This window comes from Mycolicibacterium lutetiense, assembly GCF_017876775.1.
Lineage (GTDB): Bacteria > Actinomycetota > Actinomycetes > Mycobacteriales > Mycobacteriaceae > Mycobacterium > Mycobacterium lutetiense.
This window is the reverse complement of record NZ_JAGIOP010000002.1, coordinates 3465489-3485027: the sequence shown is the minus strand read 5'-3', so window position 1 is coordinate 3485027 and position 19539 is coordinate 3465489. Positions and strand designations below refer to the sequence as shown.

Annotated in this window: 20 protein-coding genes; 15 read left to right on the top strand and 5 right to left on the bottom strand. The window is 67.4% G+C overall.

From position 1 onward, the window contains the following. Positions 1-11: 11 nt before the first annotated feature. The gene (locus tag JOF57_RS26060; RefSeq protein ID WP_209921926.1) at positions 12-554 is read right to left on the bottom strand and encodes a hypothetical protein; all 543 of its coding nucleotides are present in this window, start codon (positions 552-554) and stop codon (positions 12-14) included. A gap of 61 nt (positions 555-615) precedes the next feature. Between JOF57_RS26060 and JOF57_RS26055 the strand changes: the two genes are divergently transcribed. The 5 genes from JOF57_RS26055 to lipE are packed head-to-tail and all read left to right on the top strand — an operon-like array spanning position 616 to position 4075. Further along, positions 616-1251, top strand: a complete 636-nt coding sequence (locus tag JOF57_RS26055; RefSeq protein WP_209921924.1) for a class I SAM-dependent DNA methyltransferase — start codon at positions 616-618, stop codon at positions 1249-1251. A 55-nt stretch (positions 1252-1306) separates the two neighbouring features. Next, on the top strand, positions 1307-1660 hold the full coding sequence (locus tag JOF57_RS26050) for an ArsR/SmtB family transcription factor (protein ID WP_209921922.1): 354 nt from the start codon (positions 1307-1309) through the stop codon (positions 1658-1660). After that, positions 1657-2292 (top strand): SRPBCC family protein, encoded by a 636-nt coding sequence (locus tag JOF57_RS26045; protein WP_209921921.1) that lies wholly within the window; start codon positions 1657-1659, stop codon positions 2290-2292. Before JOF57_RS26050 ends, JOF57_RS26045 begins: the two co-directional genes overlap by 4 nt. A gap of 56 nt (positions 2293-2348) precedes the next feature. Further along, positions 2349-2834 (top strand): peroxynitrite isomerase, encoded by a 486-nt coding sequence (locus tag JOF57_RS26040; protein ID WP_209921918.1) that lies wholly within the window; start codon positions 2349-2351, stop codon positions 2832-2834. Beyond that, complete coding sequence (gene lipE / locus JOF57_RS26035; protein ID WP_209921916.1) at positions 2831-4075, top strand: lipase LipE; 1245 nt, start codon at positions 2831-2833, stop codon at positions 4073-4075. Before JOF57_RS26040 ends, lipE begins: the two co-directional genes overlap by 4 nt. 14 nt (positions 4076-4089) lie before the next feature. Here lipE and JOF57_RS26030 read toward each other — a convergent pair whose 3' ends face one another. Then, entirely contained in the window at positions 4090-4533 is a 444-nt protein-coding gene (locus JOF57_RS26030) for a PPOX class F420-dependent oxidoreductase (protein ID WP_209921914.1), read from the bottom strand. A 49-nt stretch (positions 4534-4582) separates the two neighbouring features. Here JOF57_RS26030 and JOF57_RS26025 point away from each other — a divergent pair, with 49 nt between their 5' ends. The 3 genes from JOF57_RS26025 to JOF57_RS26015 all read left to right on the top strand — a co-directional run bounded on the left by JOF57_RS26025 (position 4583) and on the right by JOF57_RS26015 (position 8824). After that, complete coding sequence (locus JOF57_RS26025) at positions 4583-6130, top strand: acyl-CoA carboxylase subunit beta (protein WP_209921912.1); 1548 nt, start codon at positions 4583-4585, stop codon at positions 6128-6130. Positions 6131-6439: 309 nt separating this feature from the next. Then, on the top strand, positions 6440-6838 hold the full coding sequence (locus JOF57_RS26020) for a heme-binding protein (RefSeq protein WP_209921910.1): 399 nt from the start codon (positions 6440-6442) through the stop codon (positions 6836-6838). 45 nt (positions 6839-6883) lie between these two features. Beyond that, complete coding sequence (locus tag JOF57_RS26015; RefSeq protein ID WP_209921908.1) at positions 6884-8824, top strand: CocE/NonD family hydrolase; 1941 nt, start codon at positions 6884-6886, stop codon at positions 8822-8824. On the opposite strand, the gene JOF57_RS26010 is transcribed toward JOF57_RS26015, so the two are convergent. Then, positions 8793-9386 carry a class I SAM-dependent methyltransferase gene (locus JOF57_RS26010; RefSeq protein ID WP_407666605.1) on the bottom strand — a complete coding sequence of 198 codons (594 nt, stop codon included), beginning with the start codon at positions 9384-9386 and terminating at the stop codon, positions 8793-8795. The genes JOF57_RS26015 and JOF57_RS26010 overlap by 32 nt on opposite strands. A 74-nt stretch (positions 9387-9460) precedes the next feature. Here JOF57_RS26010 and JOF57_RS26005 point away from each other — a divergent pair, with 74 nt between their 5' ends. The 3 genes from JOF57_RS26005 (at position 9461) to JOF57_RS25995 (ending at position 12230) form a co-directional block, all read left to right on the top strand. Further along, the gene (locus tag JOF57_RS26005) at positions 9461-10339 is read left to right on the top strand and encodes a helix-turn-helix transcriptional regulator (protein WP_209921896.1); all 879 of its coding nucleotides are present in this window, start codon (positions 9461-9463) and stop codon (positions 10337-10339) included. 65 nt (positions 10340-10404) lie between these two features. Next, on the top strand, positions 10405-11727 hold the full coding sequence (locus tag JOF57_RS26000; protein WP_407666604.1) for an esterase family protein: 1323 nt from the start codon (positions 10405-10407) through the stop codon (positions 11725-11727). Between the two features lie 92 nt (positions 11728-11819). Then, positions 11820-12230 carry a cupin domain-containing protein gene (locus tag JOF57_RS25995; protein ID WP_209921894.1) on the top strand — a complete coding sequence of 137 codons (411 nt, stop codon included), beginning with the start codon at positions 11820-11822 and terminating at the stop codon, positions 12228-12230. Here JOF57_RS25995 and JOF57_RS25990 read toward each other — a convergent pair. Continuing rightward, positions 12206-13342 (bottom strand): FAD-dependent oxidoreductase, encoded by a 1137-nt coding sequence (locus JOF57_RS25990; protein ID WP_209921892.1) that lies wholly within the window; start codon positions 13340-13342, stop codon positions 12206-12208. The two genes, JOF57_RS25995 and JOF57_RS25990, sit on opposite strands and share 25 nt — an antisense overlap. Before the next feature lie 59 nt (positions 13343-13401). On the opposite strand from JOF57_RS25990, the gene JOF57_RS25985 reads away from it, so the two are divergent. The 3 genes from JOF57_RS25985 to JOF57_RS25975 are packed head-to-tail and all read left to right on the top strand — an operon-like array spanning position 13402 to position 16645. After that, positions 13402-14595 carry an acyl-CoA dehydrogenase family protein gene (locus JOF57_RS25985; RefSeq protein ID WP_209921891.1) on the top strand — a complete coding sequence of 398 codons (1194 nt, stop codon included), beginning with the start codon at positions 13402-13404 and terminating at the stop codon, positions 14593-14595. Beyond that, entirely contained in the window at positions 14588-15748 is a 1161-nt protein-coding gene (locus tag JOF57_RS25980; protein WP_307870106.1) for an acyl-CoA dehydrogenase family protein, read from the top strand. The genes JOF57_RS25985 and JOF57_RS25980 overlap by 8 nt, the downstream gene beginning before the upstream one ends. Positions 15749-15796: 48 nt before the next feature. Further along, on the top strand, positions 15797-16645 hold the full coding sequence (locus tag JOF57_RS25975) for an alpha/beta fold hydrolase (protein WP_209921887.1): 849 nt from the start codon (positions 15797-15799) through the stop codon (positions 16643-16645). Positions 16646-17176: 531 nt separating this feature from the next. On the opposite strand, the gene JOF57_RS25970 is transcribed toward JOF57_RS25975, so the two are convergent. Continuing rightward, on the bottom strand, positions 17177-18034 hold the full coding sequence (locus tag JOF57_RS25970) for a hypothetical protein (RefSeq protein WP_209921885.1): 858 nt from the start codon (positions 18032-18034) through the stop codon (positions 17177-17179). Between JOF57_RS25970 and JOF57_RS25965 the strand changes: the two genes are divergently transcribed. Beyond that, positions 18006-19538: a YncE family protein gene (locus JOF57_RS25965; protein WP_209921883.1), complete on the top strand. Its 1533-nt coding sequence runs from the start codon at positions 18006-18008 to the stop codon at positions 19536-19538. The genes JOF57_RS25970 and JOF57_RS25965 overlap by 29 nt on opposite strands. The last annotated feature ends 1 nt before the right edge of the window (position 19539 follow it).

The window sequence follows — 19539 nt, the reverse complement described above, 5'->3', positions numbered from 1 at the left end:
CGGGTCGGGCGTCAGAAGCCCGTGCCGGACACCGCTGGGGGTGCCCGCATTCCCAGACCGGCGTGCAGCAGAACCGGCCGCGCCACCACCACATTCGAAGGCCACCAGAGTTCACGGACCGTGGGGCGGATCCGGGCGGCGGCGAAGATCCGCAACCAGCACAGCACCGAAGCGCAGACCACATACAGGTACTCGGCCACGCCGATCATCAGACCGAGGCCCACCGCGGCTGCGGCGTGCAGGCCGACCATCGGCGCGGTGAACAACGATGCCGCGTGATGGTGCCCGCCGGACATCGCCAGCGCCACGTGTCCGAGCAGCTGCCCGGCGACCAGAGCGGCGATCAGCAGGCCTGTCTTGGCCGAACGTGCCTGTGGGTTCAGACCGCCCACTGCGGCGCCGAGCGCCGCGCAGAGCAACAACAGCACGATCAGTGGGCTACTCGTCGGGGCCGTTCCGCCGGCCGCGGTGTGCGCGACCGTCGCGGTCAGTGCCGAGCACGCGCCGACCAGACCACCGCGCAGGCGCGCGGCATGCTTGGCGGACGTGCTCACCTGCGGAACCCTACCGTGCGGCCTGAGCAGCGCATCTGCCGTGGCGCCCTAGGGTGACGACGTGGGCAACCCGGCATACGACCAGTACGAGTTGATCGCCCCCGAGTACGCCCGGACCTTCGCCGGCGAATTCGAATCCCGGCCCTTCGACCGTGCGATTCTGCGGTCCTTCGCCGACCTGGTGGTGCGGGCCGGCGGACGCACCGCGCTCGATGTGGGGTGCGGGCCTGGTGAGGCCACAGCTGAGCTTGCCGGCTGCGGATTGCGGACTGAAGGAATCGACGGTTCGGCGGCGATGGTTGCTCTCGCCTCGCAGCAGTGGCCAGATCTGCGGTTCCAGACCGCCGACATGTTCGATCTCCCGTACCCGCCGGGGACCGTTGATGCGGTGTGCGCCTGGTACTCGATCATCCACACCCCCGCCGAGGCGTTGCCGGAACTGTTCACCGAGTACCGCCGGGTCCTGACCGATCCCGGGTGGGTGCTGTTGGCGTTCCAGACCGACGGTGAGCCCGCGGTCTACGACCACGCCTTCGGCCACGATGTGGCGCTGACATTCCTGCGCCACGACATCGCCGCGGTGTGCACCGCCCTGGAGGGCACCGGGTTCACCGTGTACTCCATGACCAAGCGAGCGCGGCAGGTTCATCTCGATGAGCCCACCGCTCAGGGCATGGTCATCGCGCAGACGTCGTAACTCGGCGCAAGATTCATCCTTGACTTATATAAGTAGTAACTTCTAAAGTCGTGACGTGCACGCCTTCGACATCCTCGGAGATCCGGTGCGCAGGCGGATCCTGGAACTAATCCAGGCGGGCGAGTTGACCTCCGGCGCCATCACCGAGGTGATCCGAGCCGAGTTCGAGATCAGCCAGCCTGCGGTCTCGCAGCATCTCAAGGTGTTGCGGGACAACGGTTTCGCCAGCGTACGGGCAGAAGGCACACGTCGGCTGTACCGCGTCGACACCGCGCCGTTGCGTGAGGTCGACCAGTGGTTGGAGCGGTTCCGACGCACCTGGACACCGCATCTGGATGCGCTGGCGACCGAGATCGCCCGCGGCAAACGCGGGCGAAGAAGGACCACGAACAAGGAGGATTCCCCGTGATCGACGTCCAACACCAACTCAACGCAGTCCGCCGCACCGTGGGCCGCACGACATTCGAGGCCCGAGCGGCGCGTGTCGTGAGCGTCAGCCAGACCTACGACACCGATGCCGCCGATCTGTGGGACGCCTGCACCAACCTGGACCGGATCCCCCGCTGGTTTCTGCCGATCACGGGAGATCTGCAGGTGGGCGGCCGTTTCCAGCTGGAAGGAAACGCCTCCGGTGAGGTACTGACCTGCGAACCGCCGCGCTCTTTCACGACCACCTGGGAGTCCATGGGGGCCACCAGTTGGGTCGAGGTCACCATTGCCGCAGCGGGCGAGAATCGCGCCACCTTCACGCTGGACCACATCATGCACGCCGACGACGATGACGAGTTCTGGCTGCAGTTCGGGCCGGGTGCGGTCGGAGTCGGTTGGGACTCTGGACTTCTCGGTCTTGCCGGATACCTCAGTGGCGGCGACGGCATCACGCCGGAGGAGGGTGCGGCCTGGGCGGCCGGCGCCGAGGGGCGCGCCTTCATGGCCGGGGCGAGCGAACTCTGGTACCAGGCCGCGTTGGCCGCCGGCGAGGATCCCGCTCAGGCGCGCGCCGCGGCGGATCGCACCACCGAGGCCTACACAGCGGGCTGACCTGGGCAGACGCGTCGCGACGGGGTGCCGCCGGACCACCGCCGTACCCTGTCGGTGTGCCTGACCTCCACCCGAACCTGACCGTGCTGGCCCCGCTGCTCGGCACCTGGTCCGGTACCGGCGCCGGCGAGTATCCGACGATCGAGACATTCGAGTACCTCGAGGAGATCACCTTCGGCCACGTCGGCAAGCCGTTCCTGACCTACAGTCAGCGCACCAAGGCCCGCGATGACGGTCGCCCGCTGCATGCCGAGACCGGATACCTGCGGGTCCCGGCACCCGGCCGGGTCGAATGGGTGCTGGCGCACCCGACCGGCATCACCGAGATCCAGGAAGGCACGGTGCACGTCGTCGACGGCCGTATCGACCTGGAGCTCGTCGCAACCACCATCGGGCTGACGTCATCGGCCAAAAATGTTGCGGCACTGTCGCGTTCCATCCAGGTCGACGGCGACCAACTTACCTACGACCTACAGATGGGCGCGGTCGGACTACCACTGCAGCACCATCTTTCCGCGACCCTGATCAGGAAGAGCGAATGAGCCAACCAGCACCGATCGGCAAGATCGCCCTCCCCGCCGACCTGGACGCGGTCACCGACATCGGCGCGGAAGACCATTCGGAAATCGACCCCAAGGCGGTCGAACGCATCTGGGAATCCGTGCGCTACTGGTATGGATCCGGGCTGCACCCGGCCATCCAGGTGTGCTTGCGGCGCAACGGGAAAACCGTACTGAACCGGGCCATCGGCCACGGCTGGGGCAACGGTCCCGCCGACGCGCCAGATGCCGAGAAGATTCCCGTCACCACCGCGACCCCGTTCTGCGTCTACTCGGCGGCCAAGGCGATCAGCACGACCGTGGTGCACATGCTCGTCGAGCAGGGACATTTCTCCCTCGATGACCGGGTCTGCGACTACCTGCCGAGCTACACCAGCCACGGCAAGGACCGCACCACCATCCGGCATGTGGTGACCCACAGTGCCGGAGTCCCGATCCACACCGGACCACGTCCCGACGTCACCCGCGTCGACGACAGCGAGTACACCCGTGAGCAACTGGCCCTGCTGAAACCGGTGTACCGACCGGGCCTGGTGCACATCTACCACGGGCTGACCTGGGGCCCGTTGATCCGCGAGATCGTCTCGGCGGCCACCGGTCGCAACATCCGCGACATCCTCGCCGATGAGATCCTCGACCCGCTGGGCTTCCGGTGGACCAATTACGGCGTTGCCCCAGAGGAGGTTCCGCTGGTCGCGCCCAGCCACGTCACCGGTAAACCGCTACCCGCACCGATCGCCGCGGCGTTCCGGGCCGCGGTGGGCGGGACGCTTGACCGGATCATCCCGCTCAGCAACACCCCGTTGTTCCTCACCAGCGTCATCCCCTCGTCGACCACCGTCTCCAATGCCGATGAGTTGTCCCGGTTCGCCGAGATCCTGCGGCGCGGAGGCGAACTCGACGGGGTCCGGATCATGAAGCCCGAGACGCTGCAGGCCGCGACGACGCCGGCCCGACGGATGCGACCCGATGTGGCGACCGGACTCAAGCCGATGCGCTGGGGCACGGGATACATGCTCGGCGGCAAACGCTTCGGGCCGTTCGGCCGCAACACCGAAGGCGCGTTCGGACATACCGGCCTCGTCGACATCGCGGTGTGGGCCGACCCGAAGCGCAGTCTGTCCGCCGCAATCGTCAGCAGCGGCAAGCCCGGTGCGCACCGTGAGGCCAACCGCTACCCCGCGGTGCTGGACCGGATCGCGGCCGAGATCCCGCTGGGCTGAGACGCGGCGGACAGTCAGCGCAGCTTCTCCCCGTACACCCGCTCGACGGTCAGCGCCATCAGTACCCGGCGGTCGGCGACCATCACCGATCGGTACTCGTCCCAATCGGGGTGCTCCCCTGCCGCTCTGCGGTAGTAGGCGACCAGCGCCTCGACCTCGGGGCCATGCGGATCGGTACCCGGCCCGGTCAGAGTCACTGATCCTTCGGCGGTCGCCCAGGCCCAGCCGTCGGCACTGGTCACTTCGAGCGCGGCCCGCGGATCGCGACGCAGGTTGATCGTCTTGGCCCGCCCCTCGGTCATCGAGACATAGATGACGTCGGTGGCCCGGTCGAAGAACGGCGTCACCGGTGACAACTGCGGCATACCGGAGACCTTGATCGTGGCCAGCACCCCCAAGCGGGCCTCGGCCAGCAGATCGCGTGGATTGAACTCCGGGTTAGATGAGGTGGCGGTCACATCTGTGCGCAACCCCGGACCGCACGCCTGCTATTCCAGGAGACTGCCGATGCCCGACGAACCTCTCCGCGCCGATCTCGCTGAACTGCTGCGCCGAAAAGCGCTGACGGAGGACGCCGGCAGACCGGAGGTGGTAACCCGCCGCCACGCGGCAGGGGGCCGCACGGCGCGGGAGAACATCTCCGACCTGGTCGACGACGGATCGTTCGTCGAGTACGGCCGGTTCGCGATCGCGGCGCAGCGACAACGTCGCAGCCTCGACGACCTCGTCGAACGCACACCCGGCGACGGGCTGCTGGCCGGAACCGCACGGATCGGCGGCGCCGCGTGTGCGGTGCTCGCGTACGACTACACGGTGCTGGCCGGCACCCAGGGCGCCATCGGCCACCGCAAGAAGGACCGGTTGTTCGAGATCATCGAGCGGCTGAAGTTGCCGACGGTGTTCTTCGCCGAAGGCGGTGGCGGCCGCCCGGGTGACACCGACATTCCGACCGTCTCGTCCCTGGACATCCGGGCATTCGCGTTGTGGGCCGGGCTGTCCGGCCTGGTGCCACGCATCGCGGTGGTCAAGGGCCGGTGTTTCGCCGGCAACGCGGTGATCGCCGGTGCGGCCGACCTGATCGTCGCGACCGAGGACAGCTCGATCGGGATGGGCGGACCGGCGATGATCGCCGGCGGTGGCCTCGGCGAGGTCGCCCCCGACGACGTCGGCCCGATCTCGGTGCAGGCGTCCAACGGTGTCGTCGACATTGTCGTGGCGGACGAACAGCAGGCGGTCGCGACCACCAGGACAGTGCTGGGTTACTTCACCGGGCCGACCGAACCGGGCCCCGTAGCCGACCAAACTGCCCTGCGCACGATGATTCCCGAACGGGCGCGGCGCGCCTATCTGGTGGCACCGATCATCGAGACGCTCGCCGACACCGGCTCGGTCACCTTCTTGCGGCAGAAGTTCGCGCCGGAAATGGTGACAGCCCTGGCGCGCATCGACGGTAAGCCCGTCGGCATCATCGCCAACAACACCATGGTGATGGCCGGCGCCATCACCGCCGCGGCGTCCGACAAGGCCGCCCGGTTCCTGCAACTGTGCAATGCATTCGGCCTGCCGGTGGTGTCGCTGGTGGACTGCCCCGGATACATGGTCGGCCCGGCCGCGGAAGCTGAGGCCCTGGTCCGGCGCGGTTCACGGATGCTGGTGGCCGGCGCGGCACTGACGGTGCCGTTGGTCGCGGTGATCCTGCGGCGGGGCTACGGCCTTGGTGCACAGGCGATGTGCGGCGGAAGCCTGCACGAGCCACTGCTCACGCTGGCGTGGCCGGGTGCCCATCTGGGTCCGATGGGCCTGGAGGGGGCCGTTCGCCTGGGTTTGCGGAAGGAACTGGAGGCCATCGCCGATGACGACGAGCGCGAGCAGGCCGTGCGCGCCGCCACCGCAGCTGCCGAGGAGAACGCGCGGGCGCTGAACTCCGCCGCGCTGTTCGAGATCGACGACGTCATCGACCCGGCCGAAACCCGGGGGTTGATCGCTGCCACGTTGGCCGCCGCCGCTCAGCACGAACGGCCCGCCGCCCGTGCACGGTTCATCGACACCTGGTGACCGTATGGGCAGTGAACAGATCAGTTAGCTGGGCGGCACCCGAATAACAATTCGGTCACTACCTCGAACGCCGCAGATCACGATCAATTAAGAATGGCCTCCGGTCTCTGAGACAATTCAAGATCATCGGCCGCAATTCGGCGATATTGAGGCGCAATTCACGTCGCCCGCCGTAACGCCACCACACCCGTCACAGCTGTTTCACAGCGGAGATGCTTTGCTCGACGGCATCGGGGTTACTTTCGAATTCGGGCCGGGGACATCCGCGATCACGCATCGCGACCCAACACAATCCCGAAGGAAATGATCATGAAATTCACTGCTATCACCGCGCGCCGCGGAATTGCCGGCGCTTGCACCGCAGGCCTGCTGGGCGGCGTTGCCGCGGCACTGATCGGCGCGCCGACGGCGGCCGCGGCACCCGATTGCAGCGCCAGCGGGGTGGCCGGCACGGTCAGTAGCACCACCGGCGCCGCGCGCACCTATCTGAACAGCCACCCGGGTGCCAACCAGGCGGTGACCGCTGCGTTCACCCAGTCGCGTCCGGAGGCCGCGGAGACGCTGCGCGGATACTTCACCGCGAATCCGCAGGAGTACAACGACCTGCGGGGCATCCTGGCACCGATCGGGGACACGCAGCGAGCATGCAACGTGACGGCGCTGTCACCGGAACTGGCCTCGGCCTACTCGGAGTTCATGGCCGGGTAGCCCACTGGCTACCGTGGAACCAGGTCGATACGTCAAGGAGGACGGATGGCGAACCGGTGGCAGGTTGCCCGAGGTACCACGGTGGCCGGGCAGAAGACGACACGAGTCCGTAAGCGCACACCGTCGCCACTGGAACCCGAATGGACCCCTCCGCCGGCGCGCTACGGCGTCGGCGTCCACCACAATGTGGCCGTCCGCGTCTCCGACGGCACCGTGCTCCGGGCCGACATCCACTATCCGACGGTCCCCGAAACCGGGGCACCGGCACCGGGGCCGTTCCCCGTGCTGTTGTCCATCACCCCGTACGGCAAGAAGGCCCCGCCGCCGGCCGCCCAGATCGGCGGTGGGGCCACCCCATACCTGATCCGCCGCGGTTACATCGAGGTGATGGCCGACGTCCGGGGCACCGGCGCCTCGGGCGGATCCTTCGAGATGCTGGGTGAAGTCCAGGTCCAGGACGGGGTAGATCTGGTGAATTGGGCTGCGCGACTGCCCAATTCCAACGGCCGGGTCGGGATGTTCGGCATCTCCTACCTGGCCATCAATCAGCTGCTCACCGCAGCCGCGGTCGGCCCCGACTCACCGCTGAAGGCGATCTTCCCGGTGATGGCCGCCAATGACTTCTACCGCGATGTGGTCACCATGGGCGGCGTGCCGCACATGCGCACGGTGCAGGCCTACGGCGCGGTCTATTCACTGCTGAACCTGGTCAACCCGGTCCTGGAGTTCGCCCGGCGCGGTGCGCATGAGCGCCCCCGGGCCGGTGGCCTGGCCACGGTGCGCCAACGCGGGCGGGACCAGCGCCAGTACTTCCGGTCGATGATCTCCGACGCCGCCGGCGGCGGGGACACCGCGTTCGACGGGCCGTTCTGGGACACCATGCGGGCCTCGGACGTGCTGCCCGATATCGCGCACAACCAGGTGGCTGTCTTCCTGGTCGGCGGCTGGCACGACGCCTTCCAGCGCGGTGCCCCACTGAACTACGCCGCACTGCAGAACGCCTACGCCGGTCGGCCGCCGTACGCTCCGATGGAGCCCGGCCAGCCGCTGTCGGACCGGGTGCAGCTGATCATGGGCCCCTGGTATCACGTATCGGATCTCGACGGCCTGCACATTCATGCGTTGCAGTTGCGCTGGTTTGACCACTGGCTCAAAGACGATGCCTCCGCCGAGGTGACCGGCGCCCCGATCCGCTTCCAGGCCATCGGCAGCTCGGAATGGTTCCAGGCGCAGGACTATCCGTTCCCGGAGGCCACGCCGACCCGGCTGTATCTCGCCGAAGGCGGGCAGCTGGCGGCCGAACCGGCCACCGACCAGACCGAAGCGACACTGCGTTACGCGCTCCGTGGTCCCGTGTCTGGACGCAGCCTGGAACAGTGGACCCTGGGAATGGGCAGCTTCATGGCCGCCCAGCGGGGCCGCCGAATCCGCTACGACCTGGACAACCGCCGCCTGCAGCGGGAGGCCCTGACCTACACCACTGCCGAGTTCGCCGAGACCCAACTCATCGCCGGCCCGGTCACCTTGACCCTGCAGGCAACCGCCGACACCACCGAAACCCTGTGGGTCGCCCACCTCGACGACGTCGCACCGGACGGAGCCAGCCGGCCGCTGACCCAAGGCGCGCTGCTCGGTTCACACCGGGCCCTGGATCCGGAGAAGACGTGGTTTACGCCGGACGGGACGGTGCTACGGCCGCATCACATCAGTACCCGCGCCGCCGCCGAACCCGTCGTGCGCGGCGAACTGACCCGGTATGACCTGGAGATCTTCCCCACCGGTGCCCTGATCGAACCGGGTCACCGGTTGCGGCTGACCCTGACCACCTACGACTTCCCCCACCTGGTCCCCACTCAGCCGGCGCGGGAGGCACTGGTCGCGGGGACCTACCGCATCCGTCAGGGTGGAGATTCGCCGTCGAGTCTGCTCATTCCGTTGGCCGCGCCCGCGGCGTTCACGCCGGACGCGTCGCACGGAGGTAGGTAAGACTTCCGGCCAGCCGGATACGTCCGGAACCCACCGTCGTGCAATCGAACCCGGTGTTCTCGAGCAACCCGGACAGGGCATCGCCGCGCACGTCGACGATGTGTAACCTGCCACCCGGCCGCAGGACCCGGAACACCTCGGCGGTGGCGGCCACCTTGGTCGCCTCGTCGAGGTGGTGCAACATCATCGAGGACAGTGCCAGGTCGAACTCGCCGTCGCTGAACGGGAGATCCTGGGCGTAGGCCCGGGTGAATCCGATACCGTTCATGCCCTTGGTTTTTCGCTCTGCCCGTCGCAGCGCGCGCGGATCCGGATCGGTACCCACGATGTCGGCGCCCGGACATGCATTCTTGGCGCGGACGGTGAGATTACCGGTTCCACAACCTATTTCGACGATCCGCTGCCCGGTTGAAAGCCCGGCCTGCGCGACCAGTTCGCGGTAGGCGGGGTTCATTCCCAGGACCCGCGTCATCAGGTCGTAGCCGGGCAGGAACACGTCATGGCCCGTAGCAGGCAGGTAGTCATGGTGGTTCTTCAGAAGATGTGGACGATGTTCGGTCATGACCTCCATGTTCCAACGGTCAGAACATGGATAGTTGGGTGAAGATTGGCAATATCAGGATTATCTTTGGCGGTATGCCCGACGCGTCCCGCTTGGTTCGTCACCGCAATGGTGTCCCGGTCTACCGCTATTGGACCGACCGCGACGCGCCGCCGGTGTCGGTCACCCGGGGCCGGCGTGCGGAACTCCCCGAACACCGGCCGCACATACACGACTTCCCGGTGCTCTGGTACGTACCGACCGACGGAGTCATCTATGTGGTGGCAGCCGGCGAGGTGATCGACCCACGGCCGCTGGCCGCCGACGCCGACGGGGTCGGCGTATTCTTCGACCCCACCGCTCTGGGACACGACGCCGGCTCACCCTGGCCCACCTGGCAGGCTCATCCACTGCTGTTCCCCTTCCTCCACGGCCGGTCGGGCGGGCTGTTGCAACTGCACGTGCCCGCCCATCGACAACGGCTGTGGGACACCACCATCCAATCGATCGAGGATGAGCTGGCCGCCCGGCGTGAGGGTTACCGCCAAGCGGTGCTGGCGCATCTGACCCTGCTGCTCATCGATCTGGCCCGTCTCGCCGACGATGTCGTGAGCGACCTGCGCCGTAGCGGCGAGCCGTTGCTGGCCGAGGTGTTCTCGGTGATCGACCGTCGGTTGTCCGAGCCCCTGTCACTCAGTGACGTCGCAGGCGAGGTCGGGATGACAGCGGGTCATCTCACCACGCTGGTGCGCCGGCGGACCGGACGCACGGTCGGTGAATGGATCAACGAGCGCAGGATGGGTCGGGCGCGCGACCTGTTGAGCAAGACGGACCTGGCTGTGGCAGAGGTCGCCATGCGGGTCGGAATGGCCGACCCTGGATACTTCAGCCGCCAGTTCCGCCGGACGCACGGCGTGTCACCACGCGAGTGGCGGCGGCCGGGCTCTTCCGGCATCAGAACCGAATCACCTTGATAACAGACGGGTTACTCCGGGCGCGGCCACAGTACCCACAGCTCAGGCGTTGTTAGCTTGCCGGTGTGAGACTGAAAATATTCGGTCGGGTGTCGCACCGTGTGGCGGCTGCGGCGATCGCAGGAATGATGCTGCCGGGGCTGGTCATGGCCGGGCCGACACCGACCGCCGCAGCGTATTCGCGCGAAGGCCTGCCGGTGGAACGCCTCCAGGTGCCATCGGCCGCGATGGGCCGTGACATCACAGTTCAGTTCCAGGGCGGCGGCCCGCACGCGTTGTACCTGCTCGACGGGTTGCGCGCGCAGGAGGACGACAACGGTTGGGACATCAACACCGGGGCGTTCGAGTGGTTCTACAAGTCCGGGATCTCGGTGGTGATGCCGGTAGGCGGGCAATCCAGCTTCTACAGTGACTGGTACCGCCCCGCGGCCGGCAGTGCCGGAACCACCACCTACAAGTGGGAAACCTTCCTCACCCAGGAACTTCCGGCCTACCTGGCCGCCAAACGCGAAGTGGCACCGACCGGTAATGCCGTTGTCGGGCTCTCGATGTCCGGTGGGGCCGCCCTGACCCTGGCCATCTGGCATCCGGCCCAGTTCATCTTCGCGGGAGCCCTGTCCGGCTTCCTCAATCCGTCACAAGGCCTGTGGCCCACCATGATCGGCTTCGCGATGAAGGACGCCGGCGGCTACAACACGACGGATATGTGGGGCACCACGACCGATCCGGCCTGGCGTCGCAACGACCCGATGGTCAACATCAACCGGCTCGTGGCCAACAACACCGCGATCTGGGTGTACTGCGGCAACGGTGTTCCCTCCGAGCTCGACAGCCCGGGCGGCAATTTCGGCACGCTGTACAGCGCTCAGTTCCTGGAGAACATCACGATCAACACCAACAAGGAGTTCCAGCAGAAGTACGTGGCCGCAGGTGGGCGCAACGCGAAGTTCGACTTCCCGTCGAATGGCACTCACACCTGGAATTACTGGGGATCGCAACTGCAGCAGATGAAGCCTGACCTGCTGCGGGTGCTCAGTCAGAACGCGGCAGCCGCAGCTGCACCGCCGGCTCCGGCCGCTCCTGTACCGGCCGTTCCCGGTCAGGTTCCCGGTCAGGTTCCCGGTGTCGCAGCGGCCCCGGTGCCCGGCCAAGTTGCTCAGGTGCCGGGCCAGGTCGCTCAGGTTCCCGGCCAGGTCGCTCAGGTGCCCGGCGTCGTGGCAGCACCCGCCGCACCGGTGGTGCCCGGCATGGCCGGAGTGCCCGGTCAGGTGCCCGGTGTAGCCGCCGTGCCTCGGGTAGCCGGGGTACCCGGAGTGGCTCCGGCCGCCCCGGTCGCTCCGATGAGCCCCGGCCTGCAGACGGTTCCGGTAGCGCTTCCGCGATCCTGAGCCACGTTCGCGAAAGCGTCATCACCGATACAGATCAAAACCATCTAAAAGCATCGTTGGACTTGATCGGCCGAGGCGACTGTCATGGAGGCATGACACGCACCCGCCTCGCCCTGGCCGCATTCGCGTCGATCGCCGCGGCAGCCACCCTCACCGCTCCTACCGCGCTCGCCGATGACCCGACTGCAGGGGTGTCCCGCACCGAACTTCAGCGTTCCGCGGCCCCCACACCGGGATTCGAGATCATCCAGAACCGATTCGAGATCCCGGTGGGCAAGGAGTCGGGCCGCCACAGCCACCCCGGACCTGAAGTGGGCTATATCGTCCAGGGCGACGTCGACATGGTCTTCGACGATCGGCCCACCCAGCACCTGCATTCGGGCGACCCGTTCCTCATCCCGGCCGGGGTCATCCACAACGCCCACAACGTCGGCACCGTGCGGACCCTGATGTTGTCCACGTACGTGGTGCCCGTCGATCAGCCGTTGGTGACGATGTTCTGATCTGAGGCCCGTACCCCGCGGTAGATGCCTCGGCGGACGATCCACGGCTGCAGCACCCGTTCAATCGACCAGGACGGGAATCGGAAGGCAAATCCGTTGGGCGCGAATACCTCCAGCCCGTCAGGCTGTACCCCCAGGACTGATCCCCAACGGCTGGTCGGCGGCCGGTAGGTCCGCATCCGACCGCCGGCGAAGTAGGCCGCTACGTTGCGGGCCAGCAGTCCGTCGGCCCGATTGCGGGCCGATGATCGCAGCGGGTCGGTGGCCGCGACGTCGCCGACCGCGAACACGCCGTCGAGTCCCGGCACCCGTAGGTCGGAAGTCACCCGTACGAACCCTTCCGCGTCGAGCATGTCCGCCGGCAGCCAGGCCGTGTTGGGCCGGACCCGGCCGACGGCCCACAACACCGCATCCGCGCGCACCGGAGGCTGACCGGTGCTCCAGTGGACGGGTTCGGATGTGATGGCCGCGCAGTCGAAGCCGTCGGGCACCACAGCTCGATGACCGGGGTGCAGCGTCACCCCTGCCGCGGTCAGCCTGGCCTCGACCCGCTTCCGGGCCCGTCGATGATGCTGCGGCAGAGGGTGTTCCCCCGGGAAGTACAGCCCGACTCGAATGGCGGGCCACCGGACGGCGATGTTGGCCGCGCTGCTAGCCGCGGCAGCGCCACCTCCGATGACGGCGACGGACCGTGCCGATCCCAGGCGCTCGTGCGCGGTCCGCAGGCCGGCGTCGACATCGTCGGCCGATTGCAGAACCGCTTGTCGCCAAAAGCCGTTCGTCACACCGGTCGAGACGACGAGTGCGTCGTAGTGTTCCACCCGAGGGTTCCCGTCGGCATCGCGCAGGCTGACGGTGCGGGCCGACAGGTCGGCCCCGGTCAGCGTGCCGTGCACGGTGCGGACCCGATCGAGTTCGCGGAACCGCTCGAAGCCGATCCAGTAATTGCGCGCCCAGTCATCGGGCCGGGCCAGCCGCGTGCCCAGTTCCTGACCACTGACCAGGCCGGGGTTCCCGGAGATGCCGACGACGTCGAAGCGGCGCGCCAACCGGATCGCGGTCAGCACGCCGGTATCGCCGAGCCCGGCGATCACCACGCGCTTTCGGTCCACGTTCGTGGACGCTACCGCCCGCCCGCAGGCCGTCGGATGCCTTTCCCTATCGTGGCTGGATGAGCAGCGTCGCTGATGCGGACCGGGTCGCCGACCTCGCCCGCCGGGTCGTGGCCGACCACGATCCCAAGAAAGTCCCGATTCCCGAGTACCTGGCCGCCTGCTACGACGCGGGGTTGTCCTGGGTGCATTTCCCGGAGGGCCTCGGTGGCCTCGGGGTCTCGCGCGGTCTGCAGGCCGTCGCCGACCGCATCCTGCAGGGCGCCGGCGGTCCGGTGCCGTTGGGCCTCAATCCGATGGGCTACGGCATGGCCGCGCCCACGGTGCGCGAGCACGCGCAGTCCGACGAGCTCAAGAAATCCTGGCTGCGGCCGCTCGCGAGCACCGAACACATCTGGTGCCAGCTGTTCTCGGAGCCGGGCGCCGGATCGGACCTGGCCGGCCTGGCCACATCGGCAGTCCTCGACGGCGACGAGTGGGTGCTGAACGGACAGAAGGTGTGGACCAGCCTGGCGCACCGGGCCCGCTGGGGTCTGCTGCTGGCCCGTTCCAATCCCGATGTGGCCAAACATAAAGGCCTGACGTACTTCGTGCTGGACATGCACGGTCCCGGCGTCGAGACCAGGCCGCTGCGGCAGATGACGGGCCAGGCCGAGTTCAACGAGGTTTACATCACCGACGCCCGCATCCCCGACGCGCATCGGCTCGGCGCGGTCGGCAGCGGTTGGAACGTCGCGATGACGACGCTGATGAACGAGCGCAGCGCGCTCGGCGGCAGCGGCAACCGTCGCGGAGCCGGGACCATCTCGGATGCGGTGGCGCTGTGGGCAGCGCGCCCGGATCTGCGGACTCCGGTTCTCCGCGACCGGCTGTCCCAGCTGTGGCTGCGCTCGGAGGCCCAGCGGCTGACGTCGGAACGCTCCCGAGCGGCCGCGACCGTCGGCGGGCCCGGACCAGAAGGCTCGATCGGCAAGCTCGTCGGCGCCGAACTGAACCAGCACATCTACCAGTGGTGCATGGATCTGCTTGGGCCCGAGGGGATCCTGTATCACGGCTACGGGTTGGACGACAACGATGACGGGGCCGATTGGCGCGGTCCCATCCAACAGCGCTTCCTGCGCAGCAAGGCCAACACCATCGAAGGCGGTACCTCAGAGGTGATGCGAAACATTCTCGCCGAACGGATCCTCGGGTTGCCCGGCGATCTTCGCGCCGATGCCGGTATGCCGTGGAAGGAGATTCCGCGTGGCTGACTCTGAGTTCACGTTCACCGACGAGCAGGCGCAGCTGCGCACCGCGGTCCGCAAATTCTGTGCCGAGAACTTCGGCGAGCAGGCGGCGCGGACCCTGATGGAGTCCGAGCCCCGGTTCGATCCGAAGCTGTGGGCGCGGTTGGGCGGTGAGCTCGGCGTGCTCGGCCTGGCGGTTCCCGAGGCCGACGGCGGTGCCGGCGGCACGCTGGTCGATCAGGCCATCGCAGTCGAGGAACTGGGTGCGGCCCTGGCCTGCGGGCCGGTGTTCGGCACGGTGTTCCTGTCGATCCCGGCGCTCGTCGCTGCCCCGGCCGGTCCGGCGCGCGACGAACTCCTCGGCGCGCTCACCGAAGGCACCCGCACCGCGGCGTTCGCGGTCCCGGATCACGCGGGCGCGTTCGACCCCGCCGCAGTGAATGTCACTGTCGCCGAGGACGGGACGCTCACCGGCACGGTCGAGCGGGTCGTCGATGGGGATGCTGCCGACGTATTGCTGGTCGCCGCGAAGGGCCCCGACGGCGTGGCCCTGTATGCCGTCGACGTGACCGGGCCGGGCGTGCAGCGCATCCCGCTGGTCACGCTCGACCTCACCCGGCCGCAGGCCACCATCGTCCTCACCGATGCACCCGGGCAGCTCGTCGCCGGTCCGGACGAGGCCGATCGCGTCCTCACCCATGCCTTCCAGGTGGCCTCGGCACTGCTGGCCGCCGAACAGGTCGGGGCCGCACAGCATCTGCTGGATCTGTCCGTCGAATACGCGAAATCGAGGCTGCAGTTCGGCAGGCAGATCGGCTCCTTCCAGGCAGTCAAGCACCGGCTGGCGGACTGCCTGGTCGACCTCGAGCACGCCCGCTCGGCGACCTATCACGCCGCGTGGGCACTGGCCGACGGCACCGACGACCCCGCACTGGCGGCCAGCATCGCGCAGGCCACAGCGTCGGCGGCGTTTGCCAAGATCGCCGCCGACACCATCCAGGTGCACGGCGGAATCGGTTTCACCTGGGAGCACCAGGCGCACCTGTACTTCAAGCGGGCCACCACCGATGCCGCCCTGTTGGGCAGTGCCGAGGCCCACCGTTCGCGGGTGGCCGAACTGGTGCTGGACAACGCGGAGGCCGAGCGGGCCCCCCGGGTGGCCACAGGCACACATTGATCGATTGAAAGCGCGCGGCACGCCTTGCGCGACCGTAAAATCCCGCTGATGGACAGCGTCGCCGAACACCGCACGCTGGCTGTCGACGGGGTGCGGTCACCGGTGCTCGTTGCCGGACCGGCCGCGTCGGTCCGGCAACAGGGACCGGAAGCCGTGGTGTTCGTGCACGGCAACAACGCCGGGGCCAAGTGGGACCGTTTGCTGATGCCGGTCGCCGGGTTTGCCCGGGTGATCGCACCGGAGATGCCAGGTTTCGGCGCGGCCGACAAACCGGCCCAATGGCCGTACACGGTGACGGCCTACGCGGCGCACCTCGGCGCGATCCTGGACCAACTCGGTGTCGAACGGGCGCATCTCGTCGCCCACGATTTCGGCGGACCCTGGGCACTCGCCTGGGCCGTCGACCATCTCGATTCGGTAGCCAGCATCACGCTGATCAATGCCCCGGTGGTGATCAACCACTTCGCCGCGAAGCTGTGGCGAACACCGTTCCTGGCCGAGGCATTGTCGCGGATCGGAAACCCCGCGGTGCTGCGTCGGGTGCTGGCCATGCGCGATCCGGGCCTGCCCACCGATGCGCTGGAATCGATCTCCGAGCACATGTTCGCCCGTGGCACACCCAACGCGGTGGTGAAGCTCTACCGGTCCACCGGCCCGAATGCCCTTGCCCCGTATGCTGATCGGCTCGCTGAGTTCAGCGGCGACGTCCTCGTGGTGTGGGGCGCGGATGACCAGTACGTACCGTTCGCACAGACCGACGACTACCGCCGCATCTTCCGAAGCTGTGAGGTGCAACCGGTTCCGGGAACGGGCCACTGGCCGTGGTTGGAGAAGCCCGATGAGGTGGCCGGCCACGTCACCGCGTTCCTGCGCAGGCAGCTCGGGAGGAGCGAGTGAAACTGCGCCGCGCAATCCCTTGATACCGAGGGCAATTGGACTGACCACTCCGGTCTCACTCCCCTTGGCGGTCGGGTGTTCAACGAGGCCCGCGGCCTGATCCGGCGCTTCCGAAGCTCGATCGGTCGCAGCGAGCACACCATCCGTTAGTCCGGAGGGCCGCTATTCAGCGGATAAATATCCGGCCCCGTCGCGAATAATTCCTCGGCCACACACGACATCAGTCGCAACCTTCGCCGCTTTCAATTACCCGAGTTGTAATTGCGTGTGCGTTGCTGTGCACTTCGTTACTTCGGCGAAGTAACAAAATACACTCGAACTATGCCCTGGTTGACGGAAACGTGAATATTTGCGATAACGATATCCATCTTGAATTTATGTCGTACATTCTGCACACCTGGCCGACCCTCGAGATATTCGCAATTTCGCGACAGATTTGGAGACGTCACTCATGGAATTTCCCAACAGCGCACAGTCTCGACTGGGTGGACTGACCCTTGCGGTCGGCCTGGGCCTTGCCGTGACAAGCGGTCAGGGTGTGGCCAATGCCGCCCCCGATTCGGACGATGACACCTCGTCGTCGGAGTCGTCGACCGGACCGGCGAGTCCCGGGAGCACTCCGAAGTCGGATGCCTCGGACACGAGGCGGAAAACCGGACTCCCGACCAAGGGACCGCGAGGTCCGTTGTCCTCGGTATCCGCTTCCGGGGGCGCCAACACGTCCACCTCGACCGACCGGTCGGAGCGGTTGGAGCGGCTGGAGCGGCTGAAGACCCCGGCCAAGCCACGCGCCACCCGCACCTCGATTCGGCCGTCGTCCCAGGTCTCCACCTCGCCAGGAGCCGACACCGCCACATCCACGGACCCTTCCGAGACAATCGAACCCGCTGCGGTCACCGCCCCGGAGCGCACACTCGTCACGGATGTGGTCGTGGATTCCGGTGATTCGGCCTCCGACTCCACCCCGAAACCCCTCTCGCTGGCGCCCTCCAAGGTGAACAAACTGCCGTCCCTCACCTCCACCGCGACCCCCCGTCGGCTGATCACCGTGTCGGCCGAGACAACGGCACGTGCGGAGAAACTCGCTGCCGCGCAGATGTTTTCCGCGGCGGTCGACACTCCCGTCGAACAGGTGACAACGCCGGATCCCGCCCCACTGACAAGCGCGCCGGCCCCGGCACCGATCGCCACGATCGTTGCCGCCCCGGCCCGTGTTGTCAGTGGCCTGCTGTCCTGGGTGGGTTTCAGGCCGAGTGCGGTCTCACCCCATGCACCGATCGCCCCGACAAAACTGGTGGAGTTGGCCTGGGTGGCGCTGCGTCGAACCTTCTTGAACACCACGCCGACGTCGACTGTCGTAGTGGGCCAACCACATTCGTCCGGCATCATCACCGGCTCCATCGTCGGCGCCGACGCCGACGGCGATCCGCTCGCCTACAGCGTCATCGACGCACCCGAGCGCGGCACCGTCACGGTCGATCCCACAACGGGAGCTTTCACCTACACCCCCGACGCCGAACTCGCCGCGACCGGCGGTGCGGTCAGCTTCAGGGTCGCAATCCGAGACCAGGGTCTGCACCTGCACGGACTCCAAGGCCTATTCACCCCTGGCGGCGGACACGTCGCGACGACCACCGTGAATCTCGTCGTCCCCCCGGCCAACGAAGCGCCGGTCTCCGGCACACCGCCGTACACCGTCGATCACAGCACCATCGACCACAACACAGGCGCGGTGCGCGGCACCGTCAACATCACCGATCCCGACGGCAACACCCTCACCTACACCGTCACTCAGCCGGACCCGGACCACGGAACCGTTGAAGTGGACAGTGCCACCGGTAACTGGACGTTCACCCCGACCGGACAGTCCCGACTGCACGCGACCGCGTCGGGCCTGCCTCAGACCACTCAGTTCACCATCACCGCCAGTGACGGCAGCGAAAGTACCTCGGTGACCGTGACCGCTCCCATCGATCCCGCCCAGGTGGCCGTCGTCGATGTCATCGAGGTCCCCGGCGGACCAACGGTCGTGGGCGTCACCCCCGACGGCAGCATCATCCTGATCGGGGCGCTGCCCACACTGACAGTGGTCAACCCGGACACGACGGTCACCACCATTCCTATCGACTTCAATCCGGGCACCATCTGGGTCGACAAGCCCACCGAGACGATCTACGTCACGTCCACGGAGAACGTCATCTTCACCCTCGACGCCGGCACCCAGACGGTGATCGACACCGGGATCCGGCTGGACGAACCGGTCACCGGCCTCACGACGACCAGTGGCACGCTGGTCGTGGCCTCCGGCGGCACTCTGCACGGCTACAACGGTTCGGAGAAGCTGGTCGTCACGGGCCTTCCCACGGACCACGAGATCAAATTCGTAGTGGACTCCGAGGAAGACACCGTGATCGCGACGTCAACACATGCGGTGTCGCGCCTGGCAGTGAGCATGGATCTGGGCGAGGCCCGGATGATGGGCGCCAACTCCAGCGCCGGCGGCACCCTGGCATTCGACGAGATGGGGCGCATCGACTTCGGCGAGGAGTTCACCGTGACCGCGGTGTCCTACCAGGACGGACGCATGGTCGCCCTGGTCACCACGAACGGCGAGGACCAGCTGGTGCTGATCGATACCTACTACGGCATGGAGGAGATGGACCGGTTCGCCGTGGGCTCCGGGGCAACCGGGGTGGTATTGAACAACGACATCGCCTACATCACCAACGCCACCACCGGGACAGTGACGGTCGTCGACGTGTACAGCCAGGAGGTTCTTGCGACGATCCACACCGGATCAACCGGCGGTGTGGCCGCGCTGCCCGGTGGCGGCGCGGTGGTGACGAATCCCGGCACGGTGATGACCATCGGCCACGCGGTGCCACAGGACTGAC